The following is a 24,534-nucleotide window of genomic DNA, read 5'->3' as shown; positions in this document are numbered from 1 at the left end:
AAAGGCATGCCTTGCATACGCATGCCGATTGCGCTGAAGTTTAACGATTGTTTTCGCAAAAACTATGGAAGTTTTCTGCGGTCAGCTCCAGATCATTGTCGATGAGCACTTTGCTGGGGCGCACGCATTGCTGTTGTTTTACGCACCACGAATAGCCTTCTTCACCAACGCAGCCATGATGGTCTTTGGCCAATTGGGTGGGCTCGGTGCTGCTGCTGGCGCTGGCTAGACCGGCAACAAACAGGAGCCCCAAACCGAGGAGTCCGTATTTTTTAGTGGAAAATTTCATGGGTATACCTCGCTATGCGTTTATTTGTAGTGTTTAAAGCTAGATACCTAATTGGATGGCTTGACTTGCGTATTGCTGGTGCTGGCTAGTTTTCGGTGCTGAATTACCTTTTGGGTTTAGCTTATTTTGTCAGCGATTGCCAGCTTGGGCTAGGTCAATACGGGTAAGAGCTTAGCGAATAAGCTGCGCCAGCGGCAAAATTTTTGACAGCGCTTCGCACTTTGCGCGGTGCATCGTATGTTGTCGCAAGCTGACATAAAATGACGATGCATCGCTGATTACGCCTTGATTCGTCGCGAAAATCGCGTAAGCAGCAGCAGAAAACCAAACGTCAACCAACCCTCGGTGATCTTTACTCGTTTTATCGGGCCAGACCGAGTAAAATGCGGCCTTCACCGCCCATACTCTGATTGATATGTGGCGGTTGTTTTTTTGATACTTGGAGTGGGTCTATGTCTGAAGCTATTGCAGTTGCTCTTGTTGGGGCTGATACCCCTGCATCTCAAGCATTTTTAGATGTATTGGGTGAAATGCCATTGGCTTTGACCGCACTGTATCCTTTGTCGGATGACGAAGAAGCTGTCTCGGTTGAATTGCGCCATCAAAGTTTGCCGATGATTGACGTTGCCAGTTTTGATTGGAAAAAAGCCGACGCAGTGGTGTTTGTTGGCGCGCCGGAATTGGCTAAGCGTTACGCCCAAGCGGCGTGCGATGCCGGTGCGGCGGTGATTGATTTAACCGGGGCTACGGCCAGCCAATCTGGTAAGCCGCAACGCGGCCATATCGTCGGTTTACCGCATGTATTGACGTCGATGATTTCTGCGCCATTGGCGGCGTTGCACGCTTTGGGCGCGATTGATTTTGCCGGTGCCACGGCGATGTTGTCGGTGTCCGAAGATGGCCAAGCGGCGATTGAAGCATTGTCGATGCAAACGCGGCAATTGTTTGCGCAGCAAGAAGTTGAGCTGGCCGGTTACCCTAAGCGTTTGGCGTTTAATTTATTGCCGACCGCCGATTGCGGCGAAGAGCAGCGCATCGCCACCGAGTTGACGGCCGTCGGTACGCCGCTCAATTGCATTACCGTGAGCCGTGTACCGATGTTTTTTGGCCATGCGGTGAGTTTGAATGTGTTAATGCACGATGGGGTGACGCTCGAGCAAATCGAGGCGGCCATTCAAGCTTCGCCAGCGCTGTATTACCTCAAGGCCGACGGCGCAGCAGGCATTGCAACGCCGCAAGACGCGATTGGTGGCGATAAAATCTGGCTCAATCAATTGCAAGTGGCGGCGGATGGTCGTTCAGTGCAAATGTGGTTGGTGGCCGATAATGCCCGCTTGCCAGCGCGTGCTGCCGTGTTGCTATTGGCTTTGCTGTAACGTTGTTTGCTTGCTCGTCGTGAATCGATAGCAGCTTAACGCCGAAAAAAATGCCGTTCATCTTGCGATTGAACGGCATTTTTTATGGCTTAAATATTGGGCTTGCGGCTTAATGCCGTTCACTTAGGCCAAGTGAGCGGCATTTTTTTCCTCGATTTCATTGCAGTTGTCGCTTTTGACGCAAAGGTACAGAGAAAATCAATCGAAAAACCCTGATTTTCCTCCGCGCCTCTGCGCCTCTGCGTCAGGTTTTCAGGGTTTGTCGTTAAGTGAACTGTATTTGGGCTTGCGGCTGGGCTTATTCTTTTTCAAACCAAGCAATGCTTTCCACATGTGCCGTATGGGGGAACATATTAATCACGCCGCAGCTTTTGAGTGTGTAGCCTTTGGTGTTGACCAAAATATCGGCGTCGCGTGCCAGCGTTGCCGGGCTGCATGAAACATAAACAATGCGCTTGGGGCCGTGCTCAACACTGATCGATTGGCACAAAGCCATCGCGCCATCGCGCGGCGGATCGATCAGCATTTTGTCAAAACGACCGAGTTGATCGAGCCATTTTTCGGTCATTTCAAATAAGTTGGCGATTTCATAGCTAGTGAGGTGATCGAGCTGATTGTGGATCGCGCCTTCGAGGGCTCGTTCGACCAATTGCTTACTGCCTTCCATACCCAGCACTTTGGCACCGCTGCGCGCAATCGGTAGTGTGAAATTGCCCAAACCACAGAACATATCGGCAATGATTTCACCCGGTTGCGGATCGAGTAAATTCATCGCGCGCGCCACCATCACGCGATTGATTTCATAATTGACTTGGGTAAATTCAGTCGGTTTGAATGGCATTTCGATGCCAAATTCAGGCAGCGAATACGTTAGTGCCGGGGCATCGAGCGGGTAGAGCGGGTAGGCTGAATCGGGGCCTTGTGGTTGCAGCCAGATTTGTACTTGCCAGCGATCGGCATAGGCTTTAAATAAGGCCAAATCCGCGTCGTTAATCTCCGTCATGATGCGAAACACCAGCACGGTGACATTCTCGCCGACGGCCAGCTCGATTTGCGGCATGTCGTGGGCAATCGATAGCGCGCTGATTAATTCACGCAGCGGCACTAGTTGGTCTGATATGGCGAGTGGTAAAACATGGCACTCGCTCATATCGACGATAAAGCCAGAGCGGCGCTCGTGAAAGCCGACCAAGACCTGTTCTTTTTTGGCGATATAGCGCGCCGAGAGTCGACCGCGCGAGCGATAAGCCCAAGCTTGGCCATAAATGGCGGGCAGTATGGTTTCGGCGCGAACCTTGCCAATCCGCCGCAGATTGTCTTCCAGAATGCGTTGTTTACTGGCCACTTGCGCGCCAAATTCCATGTGTTGCATCGAACACCCACCGCAAACGCCAAAGTGTGGGCATTTGGGCTTGACGCGCATAAAGCTGTCATTATGAATGGTCACCGCATGGGCGTTTTCAAAGCTGGGTTTTTTGCGATAGCTCAGAAATGAAATCGTTTCAAAAGGTAAACCACCATCAATAAAAATGGTTTTGCCTTGATAGCGTGCGACGCCATGCCCTTCATGGTCTAACGATTCAACCGTGGCAATGGGATTGGTTTTGGGTGCAGATGGATTCATGAACAAACTAACTTCAAATAAATAGCCCCGCAGTATAACGCAGTCGATGCTGCGCTTGGTGCTGAGTCATACTCAGCGTGATTTTTGCTAAAAATCTAGGTTGGCAATGCAATTGACGCAACTCGAATCAGTACTAAATTTAACGGCTTTATTAGAAGCTGACACTTGGGATCAATTTGCCGCGACGCTGGTTGGTGCGGTGCGAGATTCATTTTCGGCCAAAAGGGTGTATTTGATTTTGCCCAATGAGTCGTGCAGCAACGTGGCGATTTATGCTGAGTCCGTCATCGGCCAGCGGCCTTTGGCGTTTGCCGAGCCACAGCAGGCAAACGGATTTTTTGGTGTGCCAGTCGATGAGCTGACTTGGCAAATTCGCGAACCGGCGGTGTCGATTCGGCCGGTTAGCTATCAAATGCAAGAAATCTGGGATGTGCCCGATGAAGAGCAAATTGCTTTATCGCGCTTAATTTTACCGTTGCTGGCGGGTAAAGGATTGCAAGCGTTGCTTTACGTTGAGTTAAGCGATGTGGTGCGCTTACAAGCGTATTTAGATACCGCCGCATTTCGCATTGAATGCGAGGCTTTGGCCGAAATGCTGCAAGAGCGGGTGGCGGCGTTATTGTATGGACACAATTTAGAACGCGATGAAATGACGCGCCGCCTGCAGCAAAGCTTGCAACGCGCCGAAGAATATCGTGAGTTATTGCAAAACCTGCATCAAGTCACCTTGCGGCTGACTCAAACTACGGATTTAGATGATTTGTATCGGCAGGTGGTGCTCGCTGCCATCGGGGATTTGGGGATTGATCGAGCAGCGTTATTTACTGCCGATTTGCACGCCGATGAAATGTGCGGCACTTATGGCACCGATAACAATGGTGAGTTAAGTCATGAAGCGTGGTATCGCAGCCCAACGCCCAAGCATCAGATTTTTCGTGATGCTTTAGCGCAGCCGGGCGAGGTGATGGTGAAAGAAGACGCGGCGATTTATTACAATAAAGTCGTCGTTGGCCGTGGCTGGAATTCTTTAGTGGCGCTGTATGCCGACAACACTTTACTCGGTTGGATCGCGGCGGATAATTTTTTGCATCGCCGCAGCTTGATGCCGTATCAGCGCGAAGTAATGAAGCTGTTTGCGGCGATTGTGTCGCAATTGATTCGCGCCAAACAAGTACAAGAACAATTACGCCAAGCCAATGAGCGACTGTTATTGCAAAGTGATTCTTTGGCCGTGGCGCGCGATGCGGCCGAAGCGGCCAATCGGGCGAAGTCGAATTTTTTGGCGACGATGAGTCATGAAATTCGCACGCCGCTGAATGGGATTTTGGGTTTTATACAATTACTCGGAGATACCGCACTGAATGCCGAGCAGGCTGAATACGTCGCCAATGTGCATAAATCCGGTGATTCATTGGTGTTGTTGGTGAATGATTTACTCGATTTTTCTAAAATTGAAGCCGGTAAACTTGAGCTGATCAAAGCGCCGTTTGAATTGGCGCAAGTGATCGAAGAGGCCGCAGCCGTGTTAGCGTCGCGCGCGGTTGAGGCGCGACTCGATGTGCTGCTCGATATCGATCCGCAGTTGCCCGCTTGGTATTTTGGCGATGCTTTACGCTTAAAGCAGGTGTTGATTAATTTAATCTCCAATGCAATTAAATTCACCGAGCATGGCTTTGTGCGCATTGCGGCGTATTGCGATCAACAACAGCAACAGATTTGCATCGCGGTGCAAGACAGCGGCATTGGCATCGATACCGCCAGTGCCAATCAATTATTTCAGCGTTTTTACCAAGCCGAATCGGGCTCAACGCGGCGCTTTAGCGGCACGGGTTTGGGATTGGCGATTTCTAAATCGTTGCTGGCCTTGATGGATGGCGATATACAGTTGCGCTCGGTGTTGGGGCAGGGCTCTGAATTTATCGTTAGCTTGCCACAGCAGCATTTGGCGCAACCGCGTGAGTTTGCCGATTATCATTTGCAAGGCAAAACCGTGCTGTGGCTGGGCAAAGCCGACGGCATTGCGCGCACCGTCTTGCCGTGTTTGGCTCGCGCGGGCGTTCGATTACTCACTACGCCGCCAGACTCAATCGATGGTGTTGATTTATTGATGGTTGAAGAGGCGCAATTGCTGTCGTTGTGGCCTGAGTTACCGAGTTTATTACTGGGCTGGCAAATGCCCGATGTGCCGCTACGCCCGCAGCAGGCTTTTTTATGCAAAGTGGCGTTGGCCGAGCACACGGTATTGCGAACAGTGGCCGAGTTATTGCATTGTGTAAAGGTATCTACCGCTAGCCCAATAAATACGCTGTCTACAGTGCAATACGTCGGTAAAATATTGGTGGCAGAAGACAATAAAATTAATCAGCGCGTGGTACAGGCTTTTTTAAGCAAATTGGGTTGTCAGGTGGTGGTGGCAGAAAATGGCCGCGAAGCACTGCTGGCCGCCGATGCCGAAATCTTTGATTTGGTCTTCATGGATTGGCAAATGCCAGAAATGGACGGCTTGGCAGCGACACGGATTTTACGCAGCCAAGCGCATACTCGCGCCTTGCCGATTATCGCCCTAACTGCCAATGCCTTTGAGCACAGTGAAAACGAATGTCTGGCGGCCGGCATGGATGGCTTTTTGGCCAAGCCACTCAATTTAGTTAAACTGCAGCAGATCGTGGCGCAATATTTGCCGGTATCGGTGTGAGCGCTGGCAAAAAGACTCGTGGATTGAACGACCAATCCACGATGAGCATCTTTGTCGTTTAATTCTCTTCGGCCTCACACAGCAATGCCGCTTGCACCACTTGGCGGTTCAGGTGCGGGGCAAACAGCTCGATGAAATCGTAGCCATAACCGCGTAAATAAGCGTCTTTGCGCACGCCAATATGGGTGGTGGAGGGCTCAAATAAATGGCTCACATCGATCGATGTAAGCTGGGTATCGCGCTCGGGCTCATACGCCATGCTGGCCAATATGCCGATACCCAAGCCTAAAGCCACATAGGTTTTAATCACATCCGAATCAATCGCGGTCAGCACAATATTTGGAATCAGGTGCTTTAACTCAAATGCGCGGTTAATTTTGGAGCGCCCCGCAAAAGCAAAGTCATACGTGATTAAAGGCCAAGCGGCAATGTCCTCCAGCGTGATCAGTCGCTGCAGTGTCGCTAAAGGATGGTCATTGGGCACGACCACAATCCGATTCCACGAATAGCAATCGAGCGTAGCCAGCTCTGGATAATGATCGATGCCTTCGGTGGCAATCGCGATATCGGCACTGCCATCGACCACCATTTCTGAGATTTGCGTTGGATTACCTTGCTTGAGTGAGAGGCGCACTTTGGGGTAGCGCTGCATAAAGGCTTGAATAGTCTTGGGCAGCACATAACGCGCTTGGGTGTGCGTGGTGGCAATAATTAAGCTGCCACCTTCAACGTTTACAAATTCTTCGCCAATGCGTTTTAGATTGCGCGATTGCATCAAAATACGCTCAGCAATCCGCAAAATTTCACGCCCCGGTGCGGTGATATCGACCACGCGTTTGCCGTTGCGAATAAAAATCTGCACGCCAAGCTCGTCTTCAAGTAAACGGATTTGCTTGGAAATCCCCGGTTGCGAGGTATGTAGTTTCTCCGCCGCTTCTGAAACATTGAGCCCTTGCTTCGCGACTTCGACCAAATAACGGAGTTGTTGTAATTTCATAGCGTGGTCTCGTGAAAGAGTTGACTGAGAATTTTTAGTTCTAAAATCCTAACATATTTGTCTAAGGTGTTATAAGTATAATTGCTATGATGCAAGGCTGACCAAAACAGCAAAGCCAGTTGGCCTGAGGATGTAAGATGGACGTTGGAATTTTAGGCTTTGTGATTGCAGGCTTAGTCGTCGGTTTTATTGTGGGCATGACTGGTGTTGGCGGTGGCTCTTTAATGACGCCGATCTTGCTCTGGTTTGGGATTCCGCCGGCCGCCGCAGTCGGCACCGACTTACTCTACGCATCCATTACCAAGGCCGGTGGTGTATATGTGCATCAAAAAAATAACAATATTGATTGGTCAATTACCGGCTATTTATCTTTAGGTAGTGTGCCCGCAGCAGCTTTGACCCTGCTGGTGCTGCATTATCTACATACCGATACTCAAACCTTAAATGCGCTGATTAAGCATGGTTTGGGCGTGGCCTTATTGTTTACCGCAGTGGCAATTGTGTTTAAACAGCAAATCATCGCTTTTGCCAGCCAGCATGCCGGTGATCGCTTTAAAATAAGCGTTAGGCGTTTAAATGCCTTCACGGTACTCACCGGCGTTTTACTCGGGGTGATTGTGACGTTAACCTCGATTGGCGCTGGGGCATTAGGCACGGTGGCGTTATTTTTATTGTATCCCTTGATGACCACCAAGCGCTTAGTCGGCACCGAAATCGCGCACGCGGTACCGCTGACTTTAGTCGCAGGTCTAGGGCACGCCAGCATGGGCAATATAGATTGGAGTTTATTAGCGTATTTATTAATGGGCTCTTTGCCGGGTATTTATTTTGGCAGTCATTTATCTGGCGTTATTTCTGATCGTGTGTTGCGGCCTTGCTTGGCCAGCATGCTGGTATTCATTGGCTACAAACTGATATTTTAATTTTGGGGTTTATTATGGATTTTTCGCAAAAATTAGCTGAGACCATCGCGCTATTAGAACGGATTGCAGCGCAATATAGTCCAGCGACATTTGCCAATTCTTTTGGCGCAGAAGATATGGTAATTACGCATTTATTAGCTAAACAAAAAATCGCTGTGAGTATCTTTAGTCTCGATACCGGCCGTTTACCTAGCGAAACGTATACCTTGATGCAAAAAGTCGCCGAGCAATATCCATCGCATCCCATTACGGTGTATTTCCCGCAAACGGCGGCGGTTGAGCAATACGTCAATAGCAATGGCATCAATGCATTTTATAACTCAGTTGAATTAAGAAAGTCCTGCTGCCATATTCGTAAAATTGAGCCGTTGCAACGCGCTTTGCAAGGCAAAAAAGCCTGGATTACCGGTTTACGCCGCGAGCAATCACCAACACGTACCGATTTAGCCCAGCAAGAGTTTGATGCAGGTAATGGATTGGAGAAATTTAATCCTTTGCTCGAATGGACTGAAAAAGAAGTTTGGGCTTTTATTCGCGACAATCAAATTCCCTATAACGCGCTACACGATCAGCACGTGCCTTCCATTGGCTGTGCGCCCTGTACCCGGCCGATTGCAATGGGTGAAGATGTTCGCGCTGGACGCTGGTGGTGGGAAAATCCAGAACATAAAGAATGCGGTTTGCACGTGAAAGACAGCGCCGTGAGTCTGCTTAAATAACGCCTTGCAGATCAATCTGCTGATCAGTCGATAGTCGTAACGCTTAAATTTTTACTGGCTAACTGATTTGTTTGTAAACAAACGCCCGAGTGATTGGGCGTTTTTCTTGTCTGGTGTAATTGACAAGTTAGGCGGGTCTCACTAAATTGGTATGCTTATTTCGGCGTGCTGTAAATTAAATGTAATCTTAAAAGCGCAATTTAATTGATGTGCTGAACGGGTTTAATTGAAAATAATATCAAGTGGTCTGCAAGTTCTAAGCTAATTCGCTCTTTTGGGGAGGGCGGCTTCGTTATTTCAACGCATATAGGATAAAAAAAATGAGCTCTATTCAATACTTAATCGGCGTGGATGGCGGTGGTACCGGAACACGAATTTGTATCGCAGGTTTGGATGGTGTGGAAAAAGTGCGCGCTCAAGCGGGCCCTTCTGCGCTAGGGCAGGGCATAGAAAAAGCTTGGCAAAATATTACACAGGCGATTTTGGACGGCTTTAAAGCCATCGGCGTGAATGAGCCGGATTTTGCGCAATGCGCGGTTGGTTTTGGTTTGTCAGGGGTTACCGTTAAAGCATGGGCCGACGCGTTTGCCAGTCAAAACCCCGGCTTTGCCAAAGTGGTGATTGAAACCGATGGTTTTTCAACGCTATTGGGGGCACATAATGGCCAGCATGGCGGCATTATTGCGATTGGAACCGGCTCGATTGGTGAAGCTTGGCTGAGCGATGGTACCCGTTTAGAAGTCGGCGGCTGGGGTTTTCCAACTTCAGACGAAGGTTCTGGCGCTTATTTGGGTTTAAAAGCCATTAACCATGTGCAACGACTAATGGATGGTCGTCGCCCGATGACGGCATTCGGCCAAAAACTGTTGTCGATTACCGGTGATACGCGTGAACAAGTATTCGCCTGGATGGGCACCATGAAGCAAAGCGAATGCGCATCTTTGTCGCCAATCGTGCTGGAATTTGCCGATAGCGATGACGTTGCTAAAGCATTTGTATTGGATGCCGGCCGCGAAATTGAACATATCGCTCTCGCTTTACGTGCCAGCGCACCTGACTTACCGATTGCGATTTGTGGTGGTGGTTTATCCGAGGCATTGCGCCCGTATATGCCGAGTGAGTTTTTAGCTAGCACATCACGCGCGCAAAAAGATTCGTGCGCCGGTGCTTTAATCTTAATTGCGCGTGAATTTAAGTAATTCAGGAGTAGGGGATGCAAAATCAGAACAAGCTTTTGGTGCTCAAGCCCGATAGTGATAGTGCTACACCATTGTATTTGCAGTTTGGGCATAAGCTTGCCGCCGCGATTCATGCTGGATTTTGGAAAGCGGATGATCCCCTGCCATCAGAGCGCACCTTTTGCGATGTACTGGGCATTTCACGCGTCACCGCCCGTAAAGCGCTCGATTTATTACTTGAGCAAGGTTTGATTATTCGTCGCCAAGGTTCTGGCACCTATATCACGCCAAAATTAGAGCAGCCACTCACACGGCTGACTAATTTATCTGAAATGCTCAAACAGCGTGGCTTTCGGCCATCGTCCAAATGGCTCAAGCGTGAGCTGGCTTTAGCTGGATCAGAAGAATTGCTAAGGCTAAATCTCACGCCCAATAGCCGGGTAGTGCATTTGGAGCGCTTACGTTTTGCCAATGAGGTGGTGATGGCGGTGGAATACACCGCTTTGCCCTATCACTACGTGCCGGAACCAGAAAAAATCGGTGAGTCTTTATATGAATACATGCGAGACGCCAATTTGACCGTCGTGCGGGCGATTCAAAATATTGGCGCAGTCAATGCATCAGAAGAAATGGCGCAACTGACTGGTGTGCCAGCCGGTACGGCGATGTTGCATCTCACGCGAGTGGGTTATTTAGAAGATGGCACGGCGATTGAACTCACGCATTCGTGGTTTCGTAGCGATTATTACGATTTTGTCGTGGAGTTATATCGCTAAAAAGCAGTGGTTTCGGGTTTTTTATGGCGTACGGCGAAAGTCGATACGCCATTTTTATTGCAGGGTGTTGCAAGGATGATACAAAAAAACACATTGGTAACTTTACCCATGCAGTGTAATTTGCGCGCAAAAATTGAACAGGATTTGCTAATTTTGCGATCTATTTGTCAGTAAGAATGTATTTTTTTGTATAAAAATGCCAAAAACATAAGGGATTTCCTACATTTTTTAGGCTTTGCTTACGCGATATTTCCTTGTTTTGTAGTGCTTTTTTTTAAAATGCAAATCGCTTAAATGTAGTTTTTAAAAAGCATTAGGGCTTTTGCCTACAGATTTTTCTTATTGAGTTGATCTCGGATATTGGGCGGGTAGCGAGAGCTCAGGCGACAGCGTCAGCGCCAGCGCTAGGGGGCACTTGGTGACAAGGTTCTCTCATCTGGTGAATTACGGTAATCTAGATTCCGTAGTGTGAACCCAGTGGCTTACGAAAAAAATGTTAGCTACCGAGTGATCAAGGCGGTTTGATGAAATTAAAAGTATGGATCGCATTCAGTAGATTGCAATCTGTGAAAAGAAATTCATTAGTTCGGCTTGGCGTGGGATTACTCTGAAATTTGTTCTGGTTTACGTTGTTGTTGATTTGCGCCTTTTTCCTGCGACCTTGTGTTGCTCGTATTCAATGTTAAATGTTAGGAGTTGTTATGAACTTTAAACGTTCCGTTCTTGTTGGTGCTGCCCTGTTTGCTGCCTCTGTTGTATCAGCTCAAGCTGCGACTAAAGTTGAGTTCTGGTCTCACTCTTTGGCTCCAACTTACGATGCATACCACAAAGACCTTGTGGCTAAATTCAACAGTTCACAAAAAGAAATCGACTTAACTTGGAAAGACCTTGGTTGGGGCGCAATGAAGCCAGCGATCGTTGCTGCGGTTGCTGAAGGTAACGTACCAGGCTTGGCATTGGTTCCGACTGACTGGATGAACGAAATGGCGCCTAAGCTATTGACTCCAGTGACTAAAATCATTGCTCCATTCAAAGGTCAATACACTGATGCAGCTTTGGCTAATGCCACTGTTGACGGTCAAATCTACGGTTTCCCATCGTACCAAGTGACTGCCGTGATGGTTTACAACAAAGACATGTTGGCTAAAGCTGGCGTGAAACCAGAATTCAAGTCTTTGGATGATGTATTTAACGCATCGAAACAAATCAAAGCAAAAACTGGCAAACCAGGCTGGGCTTCTAAGCTTCAAGACGGTTTCCAAGGCTGGTTCATGTTTGAAGGTTTGCCTATCGTTTCTGGTGGCAAAGCGGTATTTAACGGCCCAAAACACGTGGCTTTAGTTCAAAAATTTGCTGATGCATACAAAGAAGGCACCATCGTTAAAGATGTGAACCTTGACTTTGACAAGCAAATCGCTGGCTTTGCTAACGGTAGCTTCGCCATGTTCGCTGAAGGCGGCCATGCAGTTAAGAAAATTAAAGATGCCAACCCAGCAGCCTACGCTGCAGCGGATGTAACGACTTTCCCATTGGGTGACAATGGCAAGTTTGCATTCGGTGGCTGGACTACGATGTACGTTGTGCCAAAAGGTCAGAAAGACTTGGCTTCTGTTGCTAAAGTAGCTCAGTTCATCACTGGCGAAGAAGCACAAGCCATGTTCTCTAAAGCGTCTTACACTTTTGCATCGACTAAAAACGCCAATGCAATCGTTGCTAAAGACGTTGCAATGAACGATGACAAAGATCCAGGTAAAAAAGCATTCAAAATGGGTGGTTCTGTAATTAGCAAAACTCGCCACTTCATGTTGAAAGATTTGCCAGCTGGTGCTGACGAAGCTGCTTTGGGTAAAGTAATGAACGACAAGATCGATGCTGCGATCCAAGGTCGTATCCCAGTTAAGCAAGCTTTGGATGAAGCTGTTGCTGCTTGGAACGTTCAATTCGCTAAATAATATTTAGTTAATTAAAAAAAGCGGTAATGCATTATGCATTACCGCTTTTTTGTGCGCTGCAAAAATGCAATTGCAGCGCTTAATTAGTCTTTACTAATGGAGTAAATAAACGTGCAGCAAAATGTTGCGCAATTATCAAAAATAGGATTGTTGTTGCGACGTCTATTTTTTGTGGTTTGTACTTTAGATTTTCTAGTTACAATTGACTTGTTTAAAAAACACACTGCAAATGTGCAAAAATAGCATTGCTTAAGTTATAATCTCTGCTCTGAATATCACATGGGTTTGGTTAATATCAAGTCACAAAATGTGTGGATTGAGTTATTATCTATCTTGTCTGTAACGCACTGAAGAGTCGAAACGTGAAAAACTCCAATTTGTTAGCCTATTTCTTCTTGGCACCTGCCTTGATTTTTATGGGTGTATTTGTTTTTTGGCCGGTGGGTTTTAACACCTATTTGGCTTTTCATACCTACGAAATTGCAGGTGGTGCAACAGAGTGGAATAACTTTGAGAATTTTAAATATATTTGGGAAGAACCACTATTTCATTCCGCAGTTAAAAATTCATTATTATTTTTGATTGTAGTGCCAGTAATTCAATTGGCATCTTTATTGATTGCTAAGTTAGTCAATAATAAATTAGTTGGCATGACTTTCTTTCGTGCGGTTTACTACATTCCTGTAATTACTGCAATTTCCATTGCCGGTGTGGTGTGGTCATTTGTATTTAATTATGCCGGTATGCTGAACGCCATTCTTTCTAGTGTGGGTCATTTCTTGCATTTAATGCCAGAAACCAAAATGGTAGAAATCGATTGGCTTGGCGATCCAAAATATGCCATGTATTCAATTATGGTCTTTACCTTCTGGAAAGGGATCGGCTATTACATGGTGCTGTATCTCGCCGGTTTGCAAGCAATCCCAGCTGAAGTAGAAGAAGCGGCGATTTTGGATGGCGCTACCGTTTGGGATCGTTTCTGGAAGATCACCGTACCGATGGTTAAACCAACGATTTTGCTATGTACCATGTTGTCAACGATTGGTGCATTGAAAGTGTTCCAAGAAGTGGTGGTGTTAACCGGTGGTAAGGCTGACACGTATACCGCGCTGTTTTATGTTTACGATCAAGCGTTTAAACAATACAACTTTGGTGTTTCTGCTGCAGCGGGTCTAGTCGTAACATTCTTTTGTATGCTTCTGGCCATGGCTCAATTTCGCTTCTTTGGCGAAAAACAATAAGAATATCGAGGAGAATTGTTATGTTTAAAAGTAAAACACTGACTCGTGCTCTGGTCATGGGCAGTCAGTACGCCAGCTTGATTTTATTTGCCTTGTTTACGACTTTTCCGCTGCTTTGGGCTTTGTCGTTTGGTTTGTCGACCGATGGCTCAACCGCCTATTTCTTCCCGCAAGGTTTTATCCCGCATATTGCCGATGGTGAAGGTAATTACAATATCGGCGCGACATTCAGCTGGTTTGAGCGGGTTTTTGTTGAGATTCCATTCTCGACCTACTTTAAAAACTCGATGATTATGTCGACGGCGTCGGTGTTGGGAACGGTGTTGATTTCGGTCTTAGCGGCGTATCCATTGTCACGGATGAGGTTCTTTGGGCGTAATTTCATCTTTATCGCCATTATCGCGACGATGATGTTGCCATCAGAAGCCAGCTTGGTGCCGAACTACATCACGGTAACAACGTTAGGTCGTTGGGCTAATTCATTGCAAGCCATGCTCGGCAGTGATGCAGAAACTTGGCGTCGTTTTGTCGGCATTAATAGCTACTTTGCGGCGATTGCCCCAAGTCTAGCCGGCGCTTTTGGTATTTTCTTGATGAAGCAAGCGTTTGAAGCCGTGCCACAAGATTTGATTGATGCTGCCCGTGTTGACGGCGCGACTGAAATGCAAATCTTATGGCGCATCATGTTGCCAGTGACAACGCCTTCGATTGCCGCTTTGAGTATCTTTACTTTGGTGAATGCGTGGAATGACTTCTTGTGGCCATCGATTATCATGCGCTCGAAAGAAATGCAGCCTTTGGCCGTCGGGGTCTTTAACGATTTGACCGGCCCATTGTCAGGCTCACAAAACACACTGATGGCGGCCATTGTATTGACTGTTATTCCAGTATTGATTTTCTTCTCCTTTACTCAGCGCTACTTTATCTCTGGTATGGATGGCGCGGTTAAATAAGATGCTCTTGTATTGGCGCTTTACAAAATACCCAATTCAGAATTAAGGAATATTAAAAATGGCTAGCATTACCCTTAAAAATATTAAAAAGAACTACACCAAAGACGTTTGTGTGATCAAAGGTGTTGATTTAGAGATTAAAGACGGCGAGTTCGTCGTGTTTGTTGGTCCATCAGGCTGCGGTAAATCGACCTTGATGCGCATGATTGCGGGTTTGGAAGACATCACCGCTGGTGAGCTTTATATTGGCGACACCTTGTCCAATGACTTGCACGCCTCAAAACGCGGTATCGCGATGGTGTTCCAGTCTTACGCTTTGTATCCGCACATGAGCGTGTATGACAATATGGCTTTTGCTTTGAAATTGGCTGGCACACCGAAACCAGAAATTGATCAACGCGTTAAAAAAGCCGCTGACATTTTGCAAATGTCGCATTTGCTAGAACGTAAACCGAAAGCTTTGTCTGGTGGTCAGCGTCAGCGGGTAGCAATTGGTCGCGCAATTGTGCGTAATCCAAAAGTATTCTTGTTGGATGAGCCATTGTCGAACTTGGATGCTTCACTGCGTTTGAATATGCGTGTTGAATTGTCAAAACTGCACCAAGAACTCAAAACCACCATGCTGTATGTAACGCATGATCAAGTGGAAGCGATGACTTTGGCGGATCGTATTGTGGTGTTTAATGCCGGTATCATCCAGCAAGTGGGTAGCCCGCTTGAAATGTATGAAAACCCATCGAACTTATTCGTTGCTAGTTTCTTGGGTTCACCAAAAATGAACTTGTTTGAAGCGCAATTGGTTGGCGTTGAGCAAAATGCCGCCGTAGTTCGCTTGCCAAAAGGCATTACCGCCCGCGCAGCAGTCAATCCAGGTAGCGCCAAAGTGGGCGATAAAGTGACTTTGGGGATTCGTCCTGAGCACATCCAATTGGTCGACGAAAGCGTTGCTGGTGCAATCCCCGCTAAAGTGGATTTGGTTGAACATTTGGGCGACACCGTATTGGCTTATGTAGAAATCCCAGGGGTGAATGAAATCATTTGCATGAAATTACCCGCCAATATGACCGGTTTGAAGTTTGGCGATACCGTACGCATTGTGTTCCCAGAGCAACACAGCATGTTGTTTGATGCCGAAGGCTTGGCATTTAAACGCCATCGTTAAGCGCAGTAAAACAAAAAACCCGCAATGTAGATTGCGGGTTTTTTTATGCCTAATGCCGTTGATAACGGTTTAAAAAAATTACTGCGCCGGGCTCGGTGATTGGCGATGAATGGCTTCAATTTCGGCCAGCAAGCTATCGCTTAATATGAGCTCACTGCTGGCAATATTTTCAGCGAGCTGCGCCAGCGTGGTGGCACCAATAATGGTGCTGGCCACATACCAACGGCTTTGCAGCCAAGCCAAGGCCATCTGCGCGGGACTAATTTGATGGCGCTCGGCCAAAGCGGTAAAGGCGGCAATCGCGGCGGGCACTTGTGGCTTTAAATAGCGCTGACCAAAATTGGCAAAGCGCGTCATGCGGCCATCAGCCTTAGCGTCGTGCAGATATTTGCCACTGAGTAAACCAAAAGCCAGTGGGCTATACGCCAACAAACTCACTTGTTCACGATGGCAAACCTCAGCCAAACCATAGTCATACGTGCGGTTGATTAGATTGTAAACATTCTGAATCGTCGCAATCCGTGGCAATTGATATTGCTCGGCTAGGCGCGTGAAGGCCATCACGCCCCATGGCGTTTCATTAGAAACGCCGACATAACGAACCTTGCCCTGATCGACCAATTCTTTGAGCGCGGCTAATTGCGCGTGCAATTCAGGTGCATCGGCATATTCTTGGCTGGGCTCGTAATAGCTTTGCCCAAACATCGGCACATGCCGCGCTGGCCAGTGCAATTGATACAGGTCGATATAGTCGGTATTGAGCCGCAGCAAGCTAGCATCACAGGCTGCAAGGATATGCCCCCTAGTGAGTTGCGGGCCGCCGCGTATCCATTCCATCCCGCGATTGGGGCCTGATACTTTGGTGGCAACAATCAACTGATCGCGGCGCTGCTGTTTAAGCCAGCTGCCCACATACGACTCAGTTAAGCCTTGGGTTTGGGCGTTGGCCGGCACCGGATACATTTCGGCGGTATCAATAAAATTAATCCCGTGCGAGCACGCAAAATCCAGCTGGGCATGCGCCTGGCTTTCGGTATTTTGCTCACCAAACGTCATCGTGCCTAAACATAGGCTCGACACGGTTAAATCCGTGCCGGGTAAAGTTTTCATCTGCATAGGATTTATTTCGCTGCCGAAAAAGCGCTCACGCTATAACCTGCGGTGCGTAATTTGGCGATTAAACCGTCTTTGCCCGGCAATTGAACCGCGCTAATGCCGACAAAAGAATCGCCTTTTTCAAACGGTACTTTTAAACGCTCAACAATGATTTTATTACGCTGATTGAAGGTATCGGTGCGCCATTGGCGATACCAAGCACGATCTGCCTCGGGTAGCGCTAATGCTTCGATTTGCAATAGTTTTTGGATTTGATTTAAATCTGGCTTTAAATAAGCCGCAATAATTTGCTGATAATTTTTTTCTAATTTGGCTTCGTTTTTAATCAGCGCTTTGAGTAATGGCAATTGCTTTGCCGCAGGGATCGCTTGGTAAGGGGCTAATTGCTGCTCAACACTTTCAATGCCAAAGTATTTACGGCCATTTTCCATTGAAAACTTGAGTAAACGATCATCCATTGGAATTAAATCTTTAGCTGGGCGGGGCGAGAGCAACATCATAATCGCTGCCCACGGTTTTAATTTAGCCGTTACGGTGGCCGGATAACCACGGCTTTCAATCAGCGGTAATAATTTAGCATAATCAGCAGCGCCTAAAGTTTGCGCTAGGCTGGGTTTTTCATCGAGCATGGCGCGCGCCATATCGACCACTGAATTAATGTCGTTATGAAATTCAGTACCAATATATTTAGCACCACCGAGTGCCGCCATGGTGGATGGGGTAAATTCGGCAGTTTGACCATCGGTAGTTTGGATGGTGGCTAATATCCATGACGGTGGTGTATTGGCTTTTTCAACTTTCCATAAAATGGCTTGTTTTTCGCCTTGGTCGGCCATTGCCGGTGGCACCACAGTAAAACTAAGTGCGGTCATTGCGGCAAATAATGATGAGCTAAATCGAGCAAGCATTAGAGCGAACCTAGTAAAAAAAGATAGATTCTTAGTATATCGCCGTGCTGCTCATTAGGCTATTTCATCAGAGTTTTAATGGCTTTTAAGTATTGTTCGGCCTGCATTTGGCCATTTTTTGATTCACGCAGGCTTAAATTCCACTGCGCAATCGCAGGGCTCAGTTGCCCTGCATCTTCTATAGCATTAATTTTTTCGATCAAAGTATTGGCGAAAATACCCAATAATATTTTTGAGCTATCAATCATCAATTGCTTAATCGCATTTAAGCGCTCGATATCTAAAGCCATTACTACCGGTTGAGGGGGATTGGCGGCGATGCAAATGACATCATCAGGCACGGGGATTGGCTGAATCAATAAAGGGGTGGCGCTGACTTGGCCAATTAAACCTAATTTGAGTAATTCGCTAATTAATCGATCCAGCTCCGTCGTTGCGAGTAATTGGCTGAGTTGCGCATGGTTTTTTTTGCCGTCGATGAGAATCAAGGCCTGTCTTTGTTTACTGAATAATCCGTGCTGGCGCGTTGCAATTTCATGCTCACCCGCCGCCGTTTTGCAGTAGATGATACTGAATTGATTAACGGTGGATAGCATGATTCATCGGCTCGTTTGACGTGAAAACCAGCAGAATAATGACAATGTGTTTCACGAGTAAGACGGATTGCTTTTGTTTGTTGTCAGTTTTGTGCTAGTCACCACGGCATGTTCACGTAGGCCTTGCGCAATGAATCAACTGATTTGCAGTCGAGGTGTAGTGTTTTGGCGATGTAATAAGCCAGCCATTGCGGCGGAGTGAAACGCGCAATATTGAACAAGTCGTTGTTTTTATTCAAATTAAAATTAAATTAAAATAAATAGAATATAGAAATAGATTTATATTCTTTGTCGCGCTATTGCCGAGTTGTTACAGTCGCCCGTATTCAAATTAAGGAAGCGCATCATGTCCAAATTTAAACAAATCGTATTGGCGATTTCGCTCAGTGGTTTTAGCGCATTCAGCTGGGCCGATACCACTTTATTAAATGTGTCGTATGACGTGATGCGTGATTTTTATAAAGACTATAACCCGGTTTTTCAAAAATATTACGAAGCGAAATACAAAGATAAATTAAGCATTCAGCAATCGCACGGTGGTTCAAGTAAACAAGCGCGCTCAGTCATTGATGGCTTAGAAGCCGACGTGGTTACGATGAATCAAAGCACCGATATTGATGCCATTGTTGAAAAAGGCCGCCAAATTAATCTGGGTTGGGAAAAGAAATACGCTGATGAAGCTGCGCCTTTTTCCAGTATGCAAGTTTTAATTGTGCGTAAAGGCAATCCTAAAGGCATTAAAGATTGGGCGGATTTAATTAAACCGAATGTGCAAGTGGTGGTGCCCAATCCAAAAACCAGTGGCAATGGTCGCTACACCTTTTTGGCCGCGTGGGGCGCAGCACTGAAGCAAAATGGCGGCAACGAAGCTAAAGCGCGTGAATTTACTCGCGCGGTCTTTGCCAATGTGCCGTTGCTTGATGCCGGTGGGCGCGCAGCAACGACGACGTTTATGCAGCGCCAGATGGGCGATGTATTGGTGACGTTTGAAAACGAAGCCGAAATGATTGCGCGTGAGTTTGGCCGAGGCAATTTTGAAGTGGTGTACCCATCGGTGTCGATTGACGCTGATTTGCCGGTCGCAGTGGTAGATAAAGTGGTCGATAAACGCGGAACGCGCAAAGTGGCGGATGAATATTTGCGCTATCTGTGGAGCCCAGAAGGGCAAGAAGTTGCAGCGCAAAACTATCTACGCCCGCGCAATGCCGCCGTGGCTGCCAAATATGCCAAGCAGTTTCCACCGATTAAATTATTTGGTGTCGCTGAGTTTGGTGGCATGAAAGCCGCGCAGAAAAAATTCTTTGACGACGGTGCCATTTACGACCAAATCTCGGCAGAAATCGCCAAAAAACGTTAATGCAGGTCGATGGAAAACTTGGGTATATCGGTCTAGCCTTTGCTAGTCATTGATCAGATAGATATACCCATAAGCAGGTGATATTCAGATTTGATGTTGATGCTTACATCACAAGCGCTTGAGCAGATCGACTGCAGCCCCTTCCCCCTCGACGGGGGAAGGTTGGGATGGGGGTGTTGAGCTTAAAATATACGCCGTAGTATCACCCTCACCCTACGCCCTCTCCCATCAAGGGAGAGGGAATGCCGCGAAGCTGACCATCAGCACCTCATCTGCACATTGCCATAAGGAATCGCTATGAAATGGAAACAAAGTAGCGTTTTACCCGGGTTTAATTTAGCGCTCGGGTATAGCGTGCTGTATTTATCGTTGATTGTCTTGCTGCCATTGGCCGCTTTGATTAGTAAATCAATGGGTTTGGATTGGGCGTCGTTTTGGGCGATTGTGACCGAGCCTCGGGTGGTGGCCAGTTATAAGGTGACTTTTGGCGCTTCATTGATCGCGGCGCTGATTAATCTATTTGTCGGCTTGCTGATTGCGTGGGTGTTGGTGCGTTATTCTTTTCCCGGTAAACGCTTTATCGACGCCTTGGTGGATTTGCCATTTGCTTTGCCAACGGCCGTGGCAGGGATTGCTTTGGCCACGCTGTATGCGCCCAATGGTTTGTTGGGTGCGCCTTTAGATCGGCTCGGCATCAAAATTGCGTTTACCCCGGCCGGTATTGTCTTGGCGCTGACCTTTATCACCTTGCCGTTTGTGGTGCGCACGGTGCAGCCGGTGTTAGAGGACATGGAAAAAGAGCTGGAAGAAGCGGCATCCAGCCTAGGGGCGACCCGCTGGCAGATTTTTTACAGAGTGATTTTACCAACGATTTTTCCGGCGCTGCTGACTGGTTTTACGCTGGCTTTTGCCCGCGCAATTGGTGAGTTTGGTTCGGTGATTTTTATTGCTGGCAATATGCCGTTTAAATCCGAAATCACGCCTTTGATGATTATCTCTAAATTAGAGCAATACGATTATTTGGGCGCGTCGGCGATTGCGGTGGTGATGCTGGTGGTTTCATTTGCATTATTACTCATGATTAATGGCTTGCAGTGGTGGATGACGCGGCATCGTCGCTAGGAGAATAAAATGGCAACACAGATTGCACACAAAGTAGTGACCACTGAAGCGCCGTGGGTGCGTTATACGCTGACCGGTTTGGCCTTGGTATTGATCAGTTTCATGCTGATTATCCCCTTGTTTTCGGTGTTTTTTGAGGCTTTGCATCAAGGCTGGGGCTTGTATCAAGCGGCCTTGGTTGAAAGCGATGCGCTGGCGGCGATTCAACTCACCTTGATTGTGGCGGCAATTGCGCTGCCGTTAAATTTAACCTTTGGCGTGGCTGCGGCTTGGGCGATTGCCAAGTTTGAATTTAAAGGTAAAAGCCTATTGATTACCTTAATTGACTTGCCGTTTGCGGTGTCGCCAGTGGTGGCAGGTTTGATTTATGTGCTGCTGTTTGGCGCGCAGGGCTGGTGGGGCGAGTGGCTGGCCGAACACAATATTAAGGTTATTTTTGCCGTTCCCGGCATCGTGTTGGCAACGGTGTTTGTGACGTTTCCGTTTGTGGCGCGTGAGTTGATTCCACTGATGCAGGCGCAAGGCTCAGATGAAGAACAAGCGGCATTGGTGCTCGGTGCAACAGGTTGGCAAACGTTTTGGTATGTCACTTTACCCAATATTAAATGGGGTTTGCTGTACGGCGTGATTTTGGCCAATGCCCGAGCGATGGGGGAGTTTGGCGCAGTGTCGGTGGTGTCGGGGCATATTCGCGGCATGACCAATACGGTGCCCTTGCACGTTGAGATTTTGTACAACGAATACAATTTTGTCGGTGCTTTTGCTTGCGCGTCGATTCTGGCTTTGTTGGCGCTACTGACTCTGGCAATCAAAAGCTATATCGAGTGGCGTACCGAGCAGCAAGCAATCGCCGATCGTCGTTCGGCAACGCAAGCCTAAATGCAGCACCGTGTCGCCCAATTGAGCTCAATTGAACCCAATTGAAAACGGCGGCACGGCGACGCAGCAATCGATCAGAACCGCATAGATCAGTCACCGTATTTGTGGTCTTAACATCTCACCCTGATACGGTGGCACGAGGAATAAACCATGAGCATCGAAATTCGCAATATCGTTAAAACATTTGGCGACTTTAAAGCGCTCAATGACTTGAGCTTGAATGTTGAATCCGGAGAATTAATTGCACTACTTGGCCCATCTGGTTGCGGCAAAACGTCTTTGCTGCGGGTGATTGCTGGGCTAGAAACGCCAGACTCTGGGCAAATTTTATTTCACGGTGAAGATACTACCGATAGGCATGTGCGTGAACGCCAAGTGGGCTTTGTCTTTCAGCACTATGCCCTGTTTCGCCATATGACGGTATTTGAAAACGTGGCATTTGGCCTACGCGTTCGCCCGAAATCGACTCGACCGAGTGATGCGGAAATCAAACGCAAAGTGCATGAATTACTCAATCTGGTGCAACTCGATTGGTTGGCTGATCGTTATCCTGCGCAACTCTCTGGCGGGCAAAGACAGCGCATTGCATTAGCGCGGGCTTTGGCGGTTGAACCTAAAGTCTTGCTGCTCGATGAGCCATTTGGCGCGCTCGATACCAAGGTGCGTAAAGAGCTACGCCGTTGGTTGCGCCGCCTGCACGATGAAATCAATGTCACCTCGGTGTTTGTAACCCACGATCAAGAAGAAGCGCTAGAAGTAGCCGATCGCGTGGTGGTGATGAATCAAGGAAAAATTGAGCAAATTGGTACGCCAAGCCAAGTTTACGACACGCCAGCCAGCCCGTTTGTGTATCAATTTTTGGGCGATGTGAATTTATTTCATTCCCGCGTTCACGAGGGGTGGGCCAAGGTAGGCAGCGGTCAATTTGCCGCCGAGCCGGGCGAGCACGCCACCGTGTATGTGCGTCCGCACGAAATTGATTTGAGCCGTGTTGCCAGCCTGCATGCGATTGAAGGCACCATCACCCATATTCGCTTACTCGGTGCGACGGTACGACTCGAAGTTGAAGTGGCCGATAAGGAAGTGGTTGAAGTCGAGCTCACCCGCGAGCGACAACTCGAAGGCGCTTGGCAAGTCGCCGAAACCGTCTACCTCGTACCACGCGAAAGCAAAATAATCACCGCAGCATAATGCGTTCACGCTCACCCAATATCAAGGTGGATATTGGGCTGAGCGATGAAGCTACACCCTTGCCATTAACGAAGTCATTGTCATTAGGCAATGACTTCTATTTTTTTTCCGCTCATTACGACAAACGATGGTTAATGCAACGATACATACAGCTAAGTCGTGTGATTTTGGTGGGCAAGTTAAACTGGCTATCAGTGGCCGTTGTCGGCCTTGAACGGAAGGCCTTTGAAGCTTGGCGCTGAGCTTGCTAAGCCCAACAATCGCGGTAAACGTTGGGCTGCATTTCATTTAGCCTAACCTACGTACTTGACTTGGAATAACAGTATCTACGCACTTAATAGCTAACCATAGGAGAAAGGATGTCTGACGGAAAAATAGAAAATGTCCAGTTCGAGAAATATGAGAAATTTCTTAAAGAAAATTCCCGTCCACCGAGCCGCGGCGGAAATACAAAAGCTCTACACTCGCACGTCTTGACCATCGGTGGAGAGAAATATAGCTTCCTTTCTCTTGGATCTCAGCAATGGGCACACAAATCAGATAGCTTGTCGTTCGATTACGAAGTCAACGATGGTTACAAAAATATAATCAAAGAAACGTTTATTGTGAAAAGCAAAGCTGGCGAGCCAATTGTGCGAGGAAATCATGGCTTCAAACCCACGCTTCGTACGGCAGTATCACGTATGCCAGCCAGCAAGAGGGAGCAACGGAGTTAATGGCTAACAAAGCTCTCACTTCGTTCGCTGGGACCGCGTTCCGCGGCCCCTTAGCGTAATCGTTAAAACTCTCAAATCTCCCCACCAATATATGAAAGAGAAGCTATGAAACCGATTTTTCTACTTGTCATTGCAGCCCTCGCCGGATGTGCCTCAAACTCTGGAATCGTACAGATGGGAAGTAACACTTACATGGTATCCCGCCAAGCAGCAACGGGATTTACTGGAATGGGAACCCTCAAAGCTACGGCAATGAAGGAGGCATTTAATCAATGCCAGAAGACAGGAAAGGCCGTCGAAGTTATTGAAACAATCGATGCGAAGCCACCATACATATTTGGCAATTTTCCAAAAACAGAAATTCGTTTCAAGTGCGTAACTGAGTAGTGCGTAGGTTGGGCTAAATGAAATGCAGCCCAACGTTTACCGCGATTGTTGGGCTTCGTGCCTCACCACGTACGGCGCAATACTGTAGGGTGCTGAAAGCTACGCGAATCGCGCCGTTGCGATGTTTATTTACGGCTAATGCGGCGCAATTCGCTGCGCTCATTGTCGCCCTACGGCAGATTTAACTCGGCGGACATCCGCAGCAGCGTAGCTCCGATAGAGCGTAGCGAAATCGGAGGGAACAGCATCATGCGTACGATTACGCTGCGCTAATCTTACCTACTCTGCTTCGTCGGAATACACCTTCCACTTTGGGTCGATGGCCGATTTTAGTCTGTTTATTCAGGGTATATCTTAGCGACACCAACAAAAACAGC

The 24,534-nt window shown here is 47.6% G+C and carries 22 protein-coding genes; 16 read left to right on the top strand and 6 right to left on the bottom strand.

What is annotated here, in order from left to right; all coding sequences use genetic code 11:
* Positions 1-40: 40 nt before the first annotated feature.
* A complete protein-coding gene (locus Q0V82_RS01945) occupies positions 41-289 on the bottom strand; it encodes a hypothetical protein (RefSeq protein ID WP_297572194.1) in 249 nt (82 codons plus the stop codon).
* Positions 290-741: 452 nt separating this feature from the next.
* Between Q0V82_RS01945 and Q0V82_RS01940 the strand changes: the two genes are divergently transcribed.
* Entirely contained in the window at positions 742-1,665 is a 924-nt protein-coding gene (locus tag Q0V82_RS01940; protein WP_297572192.1) for an Asd/ArgC dimerization domain-containing protein, read from the top strand.
* 298 nt (positions 1,666-1,963) lie between these two features.
* On the opposite strand, the gene rlmD is transcribed toward Q0V82_RS01940, so the two are convergent.
* Positions 1,964-3,289 (bottom strand): 23S rRNA (uracil(1939)-C(5))-methyltransferase RlmD, encoded by a 1,326-nt coding sequence (rlmD, locus tag Q0V82_RS01935; protein ID WP_297572191.1) that lies wholly within the window; start codon positions 3,287-3,289, stop codon positions 1,964-1,966.
* Between the two features lie 106 nt (positions 3,290-3,395).
* On the opposite strand from rlmD, the gene Q0V82_RS01930 reads away from it, so the two are divergent.
* Positions 3,396-5,984, top strand: coding sequence for an ATP-binding protein (locus Q0V82_RS01930; RefSeq protein WP_297572190.1), 2,589 nt, complete (start codon positions 3,396-3,398; stop codon positions 5,982-5,984).
* A 58-nt stretch (positions 5,985-6,042) separates the two neighbouring features.
* On the opposite strand, the gene cysB is transcribed toward Q0V82_RS01930, so the two are convergent.
* Entirely contained in the window at positions 6,043-6,981 is a 939-nt protein-coding gene (gene cysB / locus Q0V82_RS01925; protein WP_297572188.1) for an HTH-type transcriptional regulator CysB, read from the bottom strand.
* Between the two features lie 137 nt (positions 6,982-7,118).
* On the opposite strand from cysB, the gene Q0V82_RS01920 reads away from it, so the two are divergent.
* The 8 genes from Q0V82_RS01920 to Q0V82_RS01885 all read left to right on the top strand — a co-directional run bounded on the left by Q0V82_RS01920 (position 7,119) and on the right by Q0V82_RS01885 (position 15,885).
* Positions 7,119-7,904 carry a sulfite exporter TauE/SafE family protein gene (locus Q0V82_RS01920; RefSeq protein ID WP_297572186.1) on the top strand — a complete coding sequence of 262 codons (786 nt, stop codon included), beginning with the start codon at positions 7,119-7,121 and terminating at the stop codon, positions 7,902-7,904.
* 14 nt (positions 7,905-7,918) lie between these two features.
* A complete protein-coding gene (locus Q0V82_RS01915) occupies positions 7,919-8,623 on the top strand; it encodes a phosphoadenylyl-sulfate reductase (RefSeq protein ID WP_297572184.1) in 705 nt (234 codons plus the stop codon).
* Between the two features lie 320 nt (positions 8,624-8,943).
* Positions 8,944-9,822 (top strand): BadF/BadG/BcrA/BcrD ATPase family protein, encoded by an 879-nt coding sequence (locus tag Q0V82_RS01910; RefSeq protein WP_297572183.1) that lies wholly within the window; start codon positions 8,944-8,946, stop codon positions 9,820-9,822.
* Positions 9,823-9,836: 14 nt separating this feature from the next.
* On the top strand, positions 9,837-10,577 hold the full coding sequence (locus Q0V82_RS01905; protein WP_297572182.1) for a GntR family transcriptional regulator: 741 nt from the start codon (positions 9,837-9,839) through the stop codon (positions 10,575-10,577).
* Between the two features lie 701 nt (positions 10,578-11,278).
* On the top strand, positions 11,279-12,529 hold the full coding sequence (locus Q0V82_RS01900; protein WP_297572181.1) for an ABC transporter substrate-binding protein: 1,251 nt from the start codon (positions 11,279-11,281) through the stop codon (positions 12,527-12,529).
* 362 nt (positions 12,530-12,891) lie between these two features.
* The gene (locus tag Q0V82_RS01895; protein WP_297572180.1) at positions 12,892-13,770 is read left to right on the top strand and encodes a carbohydrate ABC transporter permease; all 879 of its coding nucleotides are present in this window, start codon (positions 12,892-12,894) and stop codon (positions 13,768-13,770) included.
* A gap of 20 nt (positions 13,771-13,790) precedes the next feature.
* Entirely contained in the window at positions 13,791-14,723 is a 933-nt protein-coding gene (locus Q0V82_RS01890; protein ID WP_297572179.1) for a carbohydrate ABC transporter permease, read from the top strand.
* Positions 14,724-14,781: 58 nt separating this feature from the next.
* Positions 14,782-15,885, top strand: a complete 1,104-nt coding sequence (locus Q0V82_RS01885; RefSeq protein ID WP_297572178.1) for an ABC transporter ATP-binding protein — start codon at positions 14,782-14,784, stop codon at positions 15,883-15,885.
* A gap of 78 nt (positions 15,886-15,963) precedes the next feature.
* Here Q0V82_RS01885 and Q0V82_RS01880 read toward each other — a convergent pair whose 3' ends face one another.
* From Q0V82_RS01880 to Q0V82_RS01870, 3 genes are read right to left on the bottom strand one after another with little or no spacing between them, the layout of a single operon-like run.
* Positions 15,964-17,001: an NADP(H)-dependent aldo-keto reductase gene (locus Q0V82_RS01880; RefSeq protein WP_297572177.1), complete on the bottom strand. Its 1,038-nt coding sequence runs from the start codon at positions 16,999-17,001 to the stop codon at positions 15,964-15,966.
* Positions 17,002-17,006: 5 nt separating this feature from the next.
* On the bottom strand, positions 17,007-17,909 hold the full coding sequence (locus Q0V82_RS01875) for a TraB/GumN family protein (RefSeq protein WP_297572176.1): 903 nt from the start codon (positions 17,907-17,909) through the stop codon (positions 17,007-17,009).
* Between the two features lie 59 nt (positions 17,910-17,968).
* On the bottom strand, positions 17,969-18,505 hold the full coding sequence (locus Q0V82_RS01870; RefSeq protein WP_297572175.1) for a hypothetical protein: 537 nt from the start codon (positions 18,503-18,505) through the stop codon (positions 17,969-17,971).
* A 346-nt stretch (positions 18,506-18,851) separates the two neighbouring features.
* On the opposite strand from Q0V82_RS01870, the gene Q0V82_RS01865 reads away from it, so the two are divergent.
* The 6 genes from Q0V82_RS01865 to Q0V82_RS01840 all read left to right on the top strand — a co-directional run bounded on the left by Q0V82_RS01865 (position 18,852) and on the right by Q0V82_RS01840 (position 24,157).
* Positions 18,852-19,862, top strand: coding sequence for a sulfate ABC transporter substrate-binding protein (locus tag Q0V82_RS01865; RefSeq protein ID WP_297572174.1), 1,011 nt, complete (start codon positions 18,852-18,854; stop codon positions 19,860-19,862).
* 297 nt (positions 19,863-20,159) lie between these two features.
* Entirely contained in the window at positions 20,160-20,984 is an 825-nt protein-coding gene (gene cysT / locus Q0V82_RS01860) for a sulfate ABC transporter permease subunit CysT (protein ID WP_297572173.1), read from the top strand.
* A 9-nt stretch (positions 20,985-20,993) separates the two neighbouring features.
* On the top strand, positions 20,994-21,863 hold the full coding sequence (gene cysW / locus Q0V82_RS01855) for a sulfate ABC transporter permease subunit CysW (RefSeq protein WP_297572172.1): 870 nt from the start codon (positions 20,994-20,996) through the stop codon (positions 21,861-21,863).
* A 150-nt stretch (positions 21,864-22,013) separates the two neighbouring features.
* Complete coding sequence (locus Q0V82_RS01850) at positions 22,014-23,054, top strand: sulfate/molybdate ABC transporter ATP-binding protein (protein WP_297572170.1); 1,041 nt, start codon at positions 22,014-22,016, stop codon at positions 23,052-23,054.
* A gap of 359 nt (positions 23,055-23,413) precedes the next feature.
* Positions 23,414-23,770 carry a hypothetical protein gene (locus tag Q0V82_RS01845; RefSeq protein ID WP_297572169.1) on the top strand — a complete coding sequence of 119 codons (357 nt, stop codon included), beginning with the start codon at positions 23,414-23,416 and terminating at the stop codon, positions 23,768-23,770.
* A 105-nt stretch (positions 23,771-23,875) separates the two neighbouring features.
* Positions 23,876-24,157 carry a hypothetical protein gene (locus Q0V82_RS01840; protein WP_297572167.1) on the top strand — a complete coding sequence of 94 codons (282 nt, stop codon included), beginning with the start codon at positions 23,876-23,878 and terminating at the stop codon, positions 24,155-24,157.
* Positions 24,158-24,534: the final 377 nt, after the last annotated feature.

It is taken from the genome of uncultured Deefgea sp., assembly GCF_947072475.1.
Classification (GTDB): domain Bacteria; phylum Pseudomonadota; class Gammaproteobacteria; order Burkholderiales; family Chitinibacteraceae; genus Deefgea.
This window is presented reverse-complemented; position numbering and strand designations above follow the sequence as displayed.

What these genes read in the sequence shown, in the direction of transcription:
- Q0V82_RS01945 (WP_297572194.1), bottom strand. Translation starts at nt 289, where the DNA reads ATGAAATTTTCCACTAAAAAATACGGACTCCTCGGTTTGGGGCTCCTG.
- Q0V82_RS01940 (WP_297572192.1), top strand. Translation starts at nt 742, where the DNA reads ATGTCTGAAGCTATTGCAGTTGCTCTTGTTGGGGCTGATACCCCTGCA.
- rlmD (WP_297572191.1), bottom strand. Translation starts at nt 3,289, where the DNA reads ATGAATCCATCTGCACCCAAAACCAATCCCATTGCCACGGTTGAATCG.
- Q0V82_RS01930 (WP_297572190.1), top strand. Translation starts at nt 3,396, where the DNA reads ATGCAATTGACGCAACTCGAATCAGTACTAAATTTAACGGCTTTATTA.
- cysB (WP_297572188.1), bottom strand. Translation starts at nt 6,981, where the DNA reads ATGAAATTACAACAACTCCGTTATTTGGTCGAAGTCGCGAAGCAAGGG.
- Q0V82_RS01920 (WP_297572186.1), top strand. Translation starts at nt 7,119, where the DNA reads ATGGACGTTGGAATTTTAGGCTTTGTGATTGCAGGCTTAGTCGTCGGT.
- Q0V82_RS01915 (WP_297572184.1), top strand. Translation starts at nt 7,919, where the DNA reads ATGGATTTTTCGCAAAAATTAGCTGAGACCATCGCGCTATTAGAACGG.
- Q0V82_RS01910 (WP_297572183.1), top strand. Translation starts at nt 8,944, where the DNA reads ATGAGCTCTATTCAATACTTAATCGGCGTGGATGGCGGTGGTACCGGA.
- Q0V82_RS01905 (WP_297572182.1), top strand. Translation starts at nt 9,837, where the DNA reads ATGCAAAATCAGAACAAGCTTTTGGTGCTCAAGCCCGATAGTGATAGT.
- Q0V82_RS01900 (WP_297572181.1), top strand. Translation starts at nt 11,279, where the DNA reads ATGAACTTTAAACGTTCCGTTCTTGTTGGTGCTGCCCTGTTTGCTGCC.
- Q0V82_RS01890 (WP_297572179.1), top strand. Translation starts at nt 13,791, where the DNA reads ATGTTTAAAAGTAAAACACTGACTCGTGCTCTGGTCATGGGCAGTCAG.
- Q0V82_RS01885 (WP_297572178.1), top strand. Translation starts at nt 14,782, where the DNA reads ATGGCTAGCATTACCCTTAAAAATATTAAAAAGAACTACACCAAAGAC.
- Q0V82_RS01880 (WP_297572177.1), bottom strand. Translation starts at nt 17,001, where the DNA reads ATGCAGATGAAAACTTTACCCGGCACGGATTTAACCGTGTCGAGCCTA.
- Q0V82_RS01875 (WP_297572176.1), bottom strand. Translation starts at nt 17,909, where the DNA reads ATGCTTGCTCGATTTAGCTCATCATTATTTGCCGCAATGACCGCACTT.
- Q0V82_RS01870 (WP_297572175.1), bottom strand. Translation starts at nt 18,505, where the DNA reads ATGCTATCCACCGTTAATCAATTCAGTATCATCTACTGCAAAACGGCG.
- Q0V82_RS01865 (WP_297572174.1), top strand. Translation starts at nt 18,852, where the DNA reads ATGTCCAAATTTAAACAAATCGTATTGGCGATTTCGCTCAGTGGTTTT.
- cysT (WP_297572173.1), top strand. Translation starts at nt 20,160, where the DNA reads ATGAAATGGAAACAAAGTAGCGTTTTACCCGGGTTTAATTTAGCGCTC.
- cysW (WP_297572172.1), top strand. Translation starts at nt 20,994, where the DNA reads ATGGCAACACAGATTGCACACAAAGTAGTGACCACTGAAGCGCCGTGG.
- Q0V82_RS01850 (WP_297572170.1), top strand. Translation starts at nt 22,014, where the DNA reads ATGAGCATCGAAATTCGCAATATCGTTAAAACATTTGGCGACTTTAAA.
- Q0V82_RS01845 (WP_297572169.1), top strand. Translation starts at nt 23,414, where the DNA reads ATGTCTGACGGAAAAATAGAAAATGTCCAGTTCGAGAAATATGAGAAA.
- Q0V82_RS01840 (WP_297572167.1), top strand. Translation starts at nt 23,876, where the DNA reads ATGAAACCGATTTTTCTACTTGTCATTGCAGCCCTCGCCGGATGTGCC.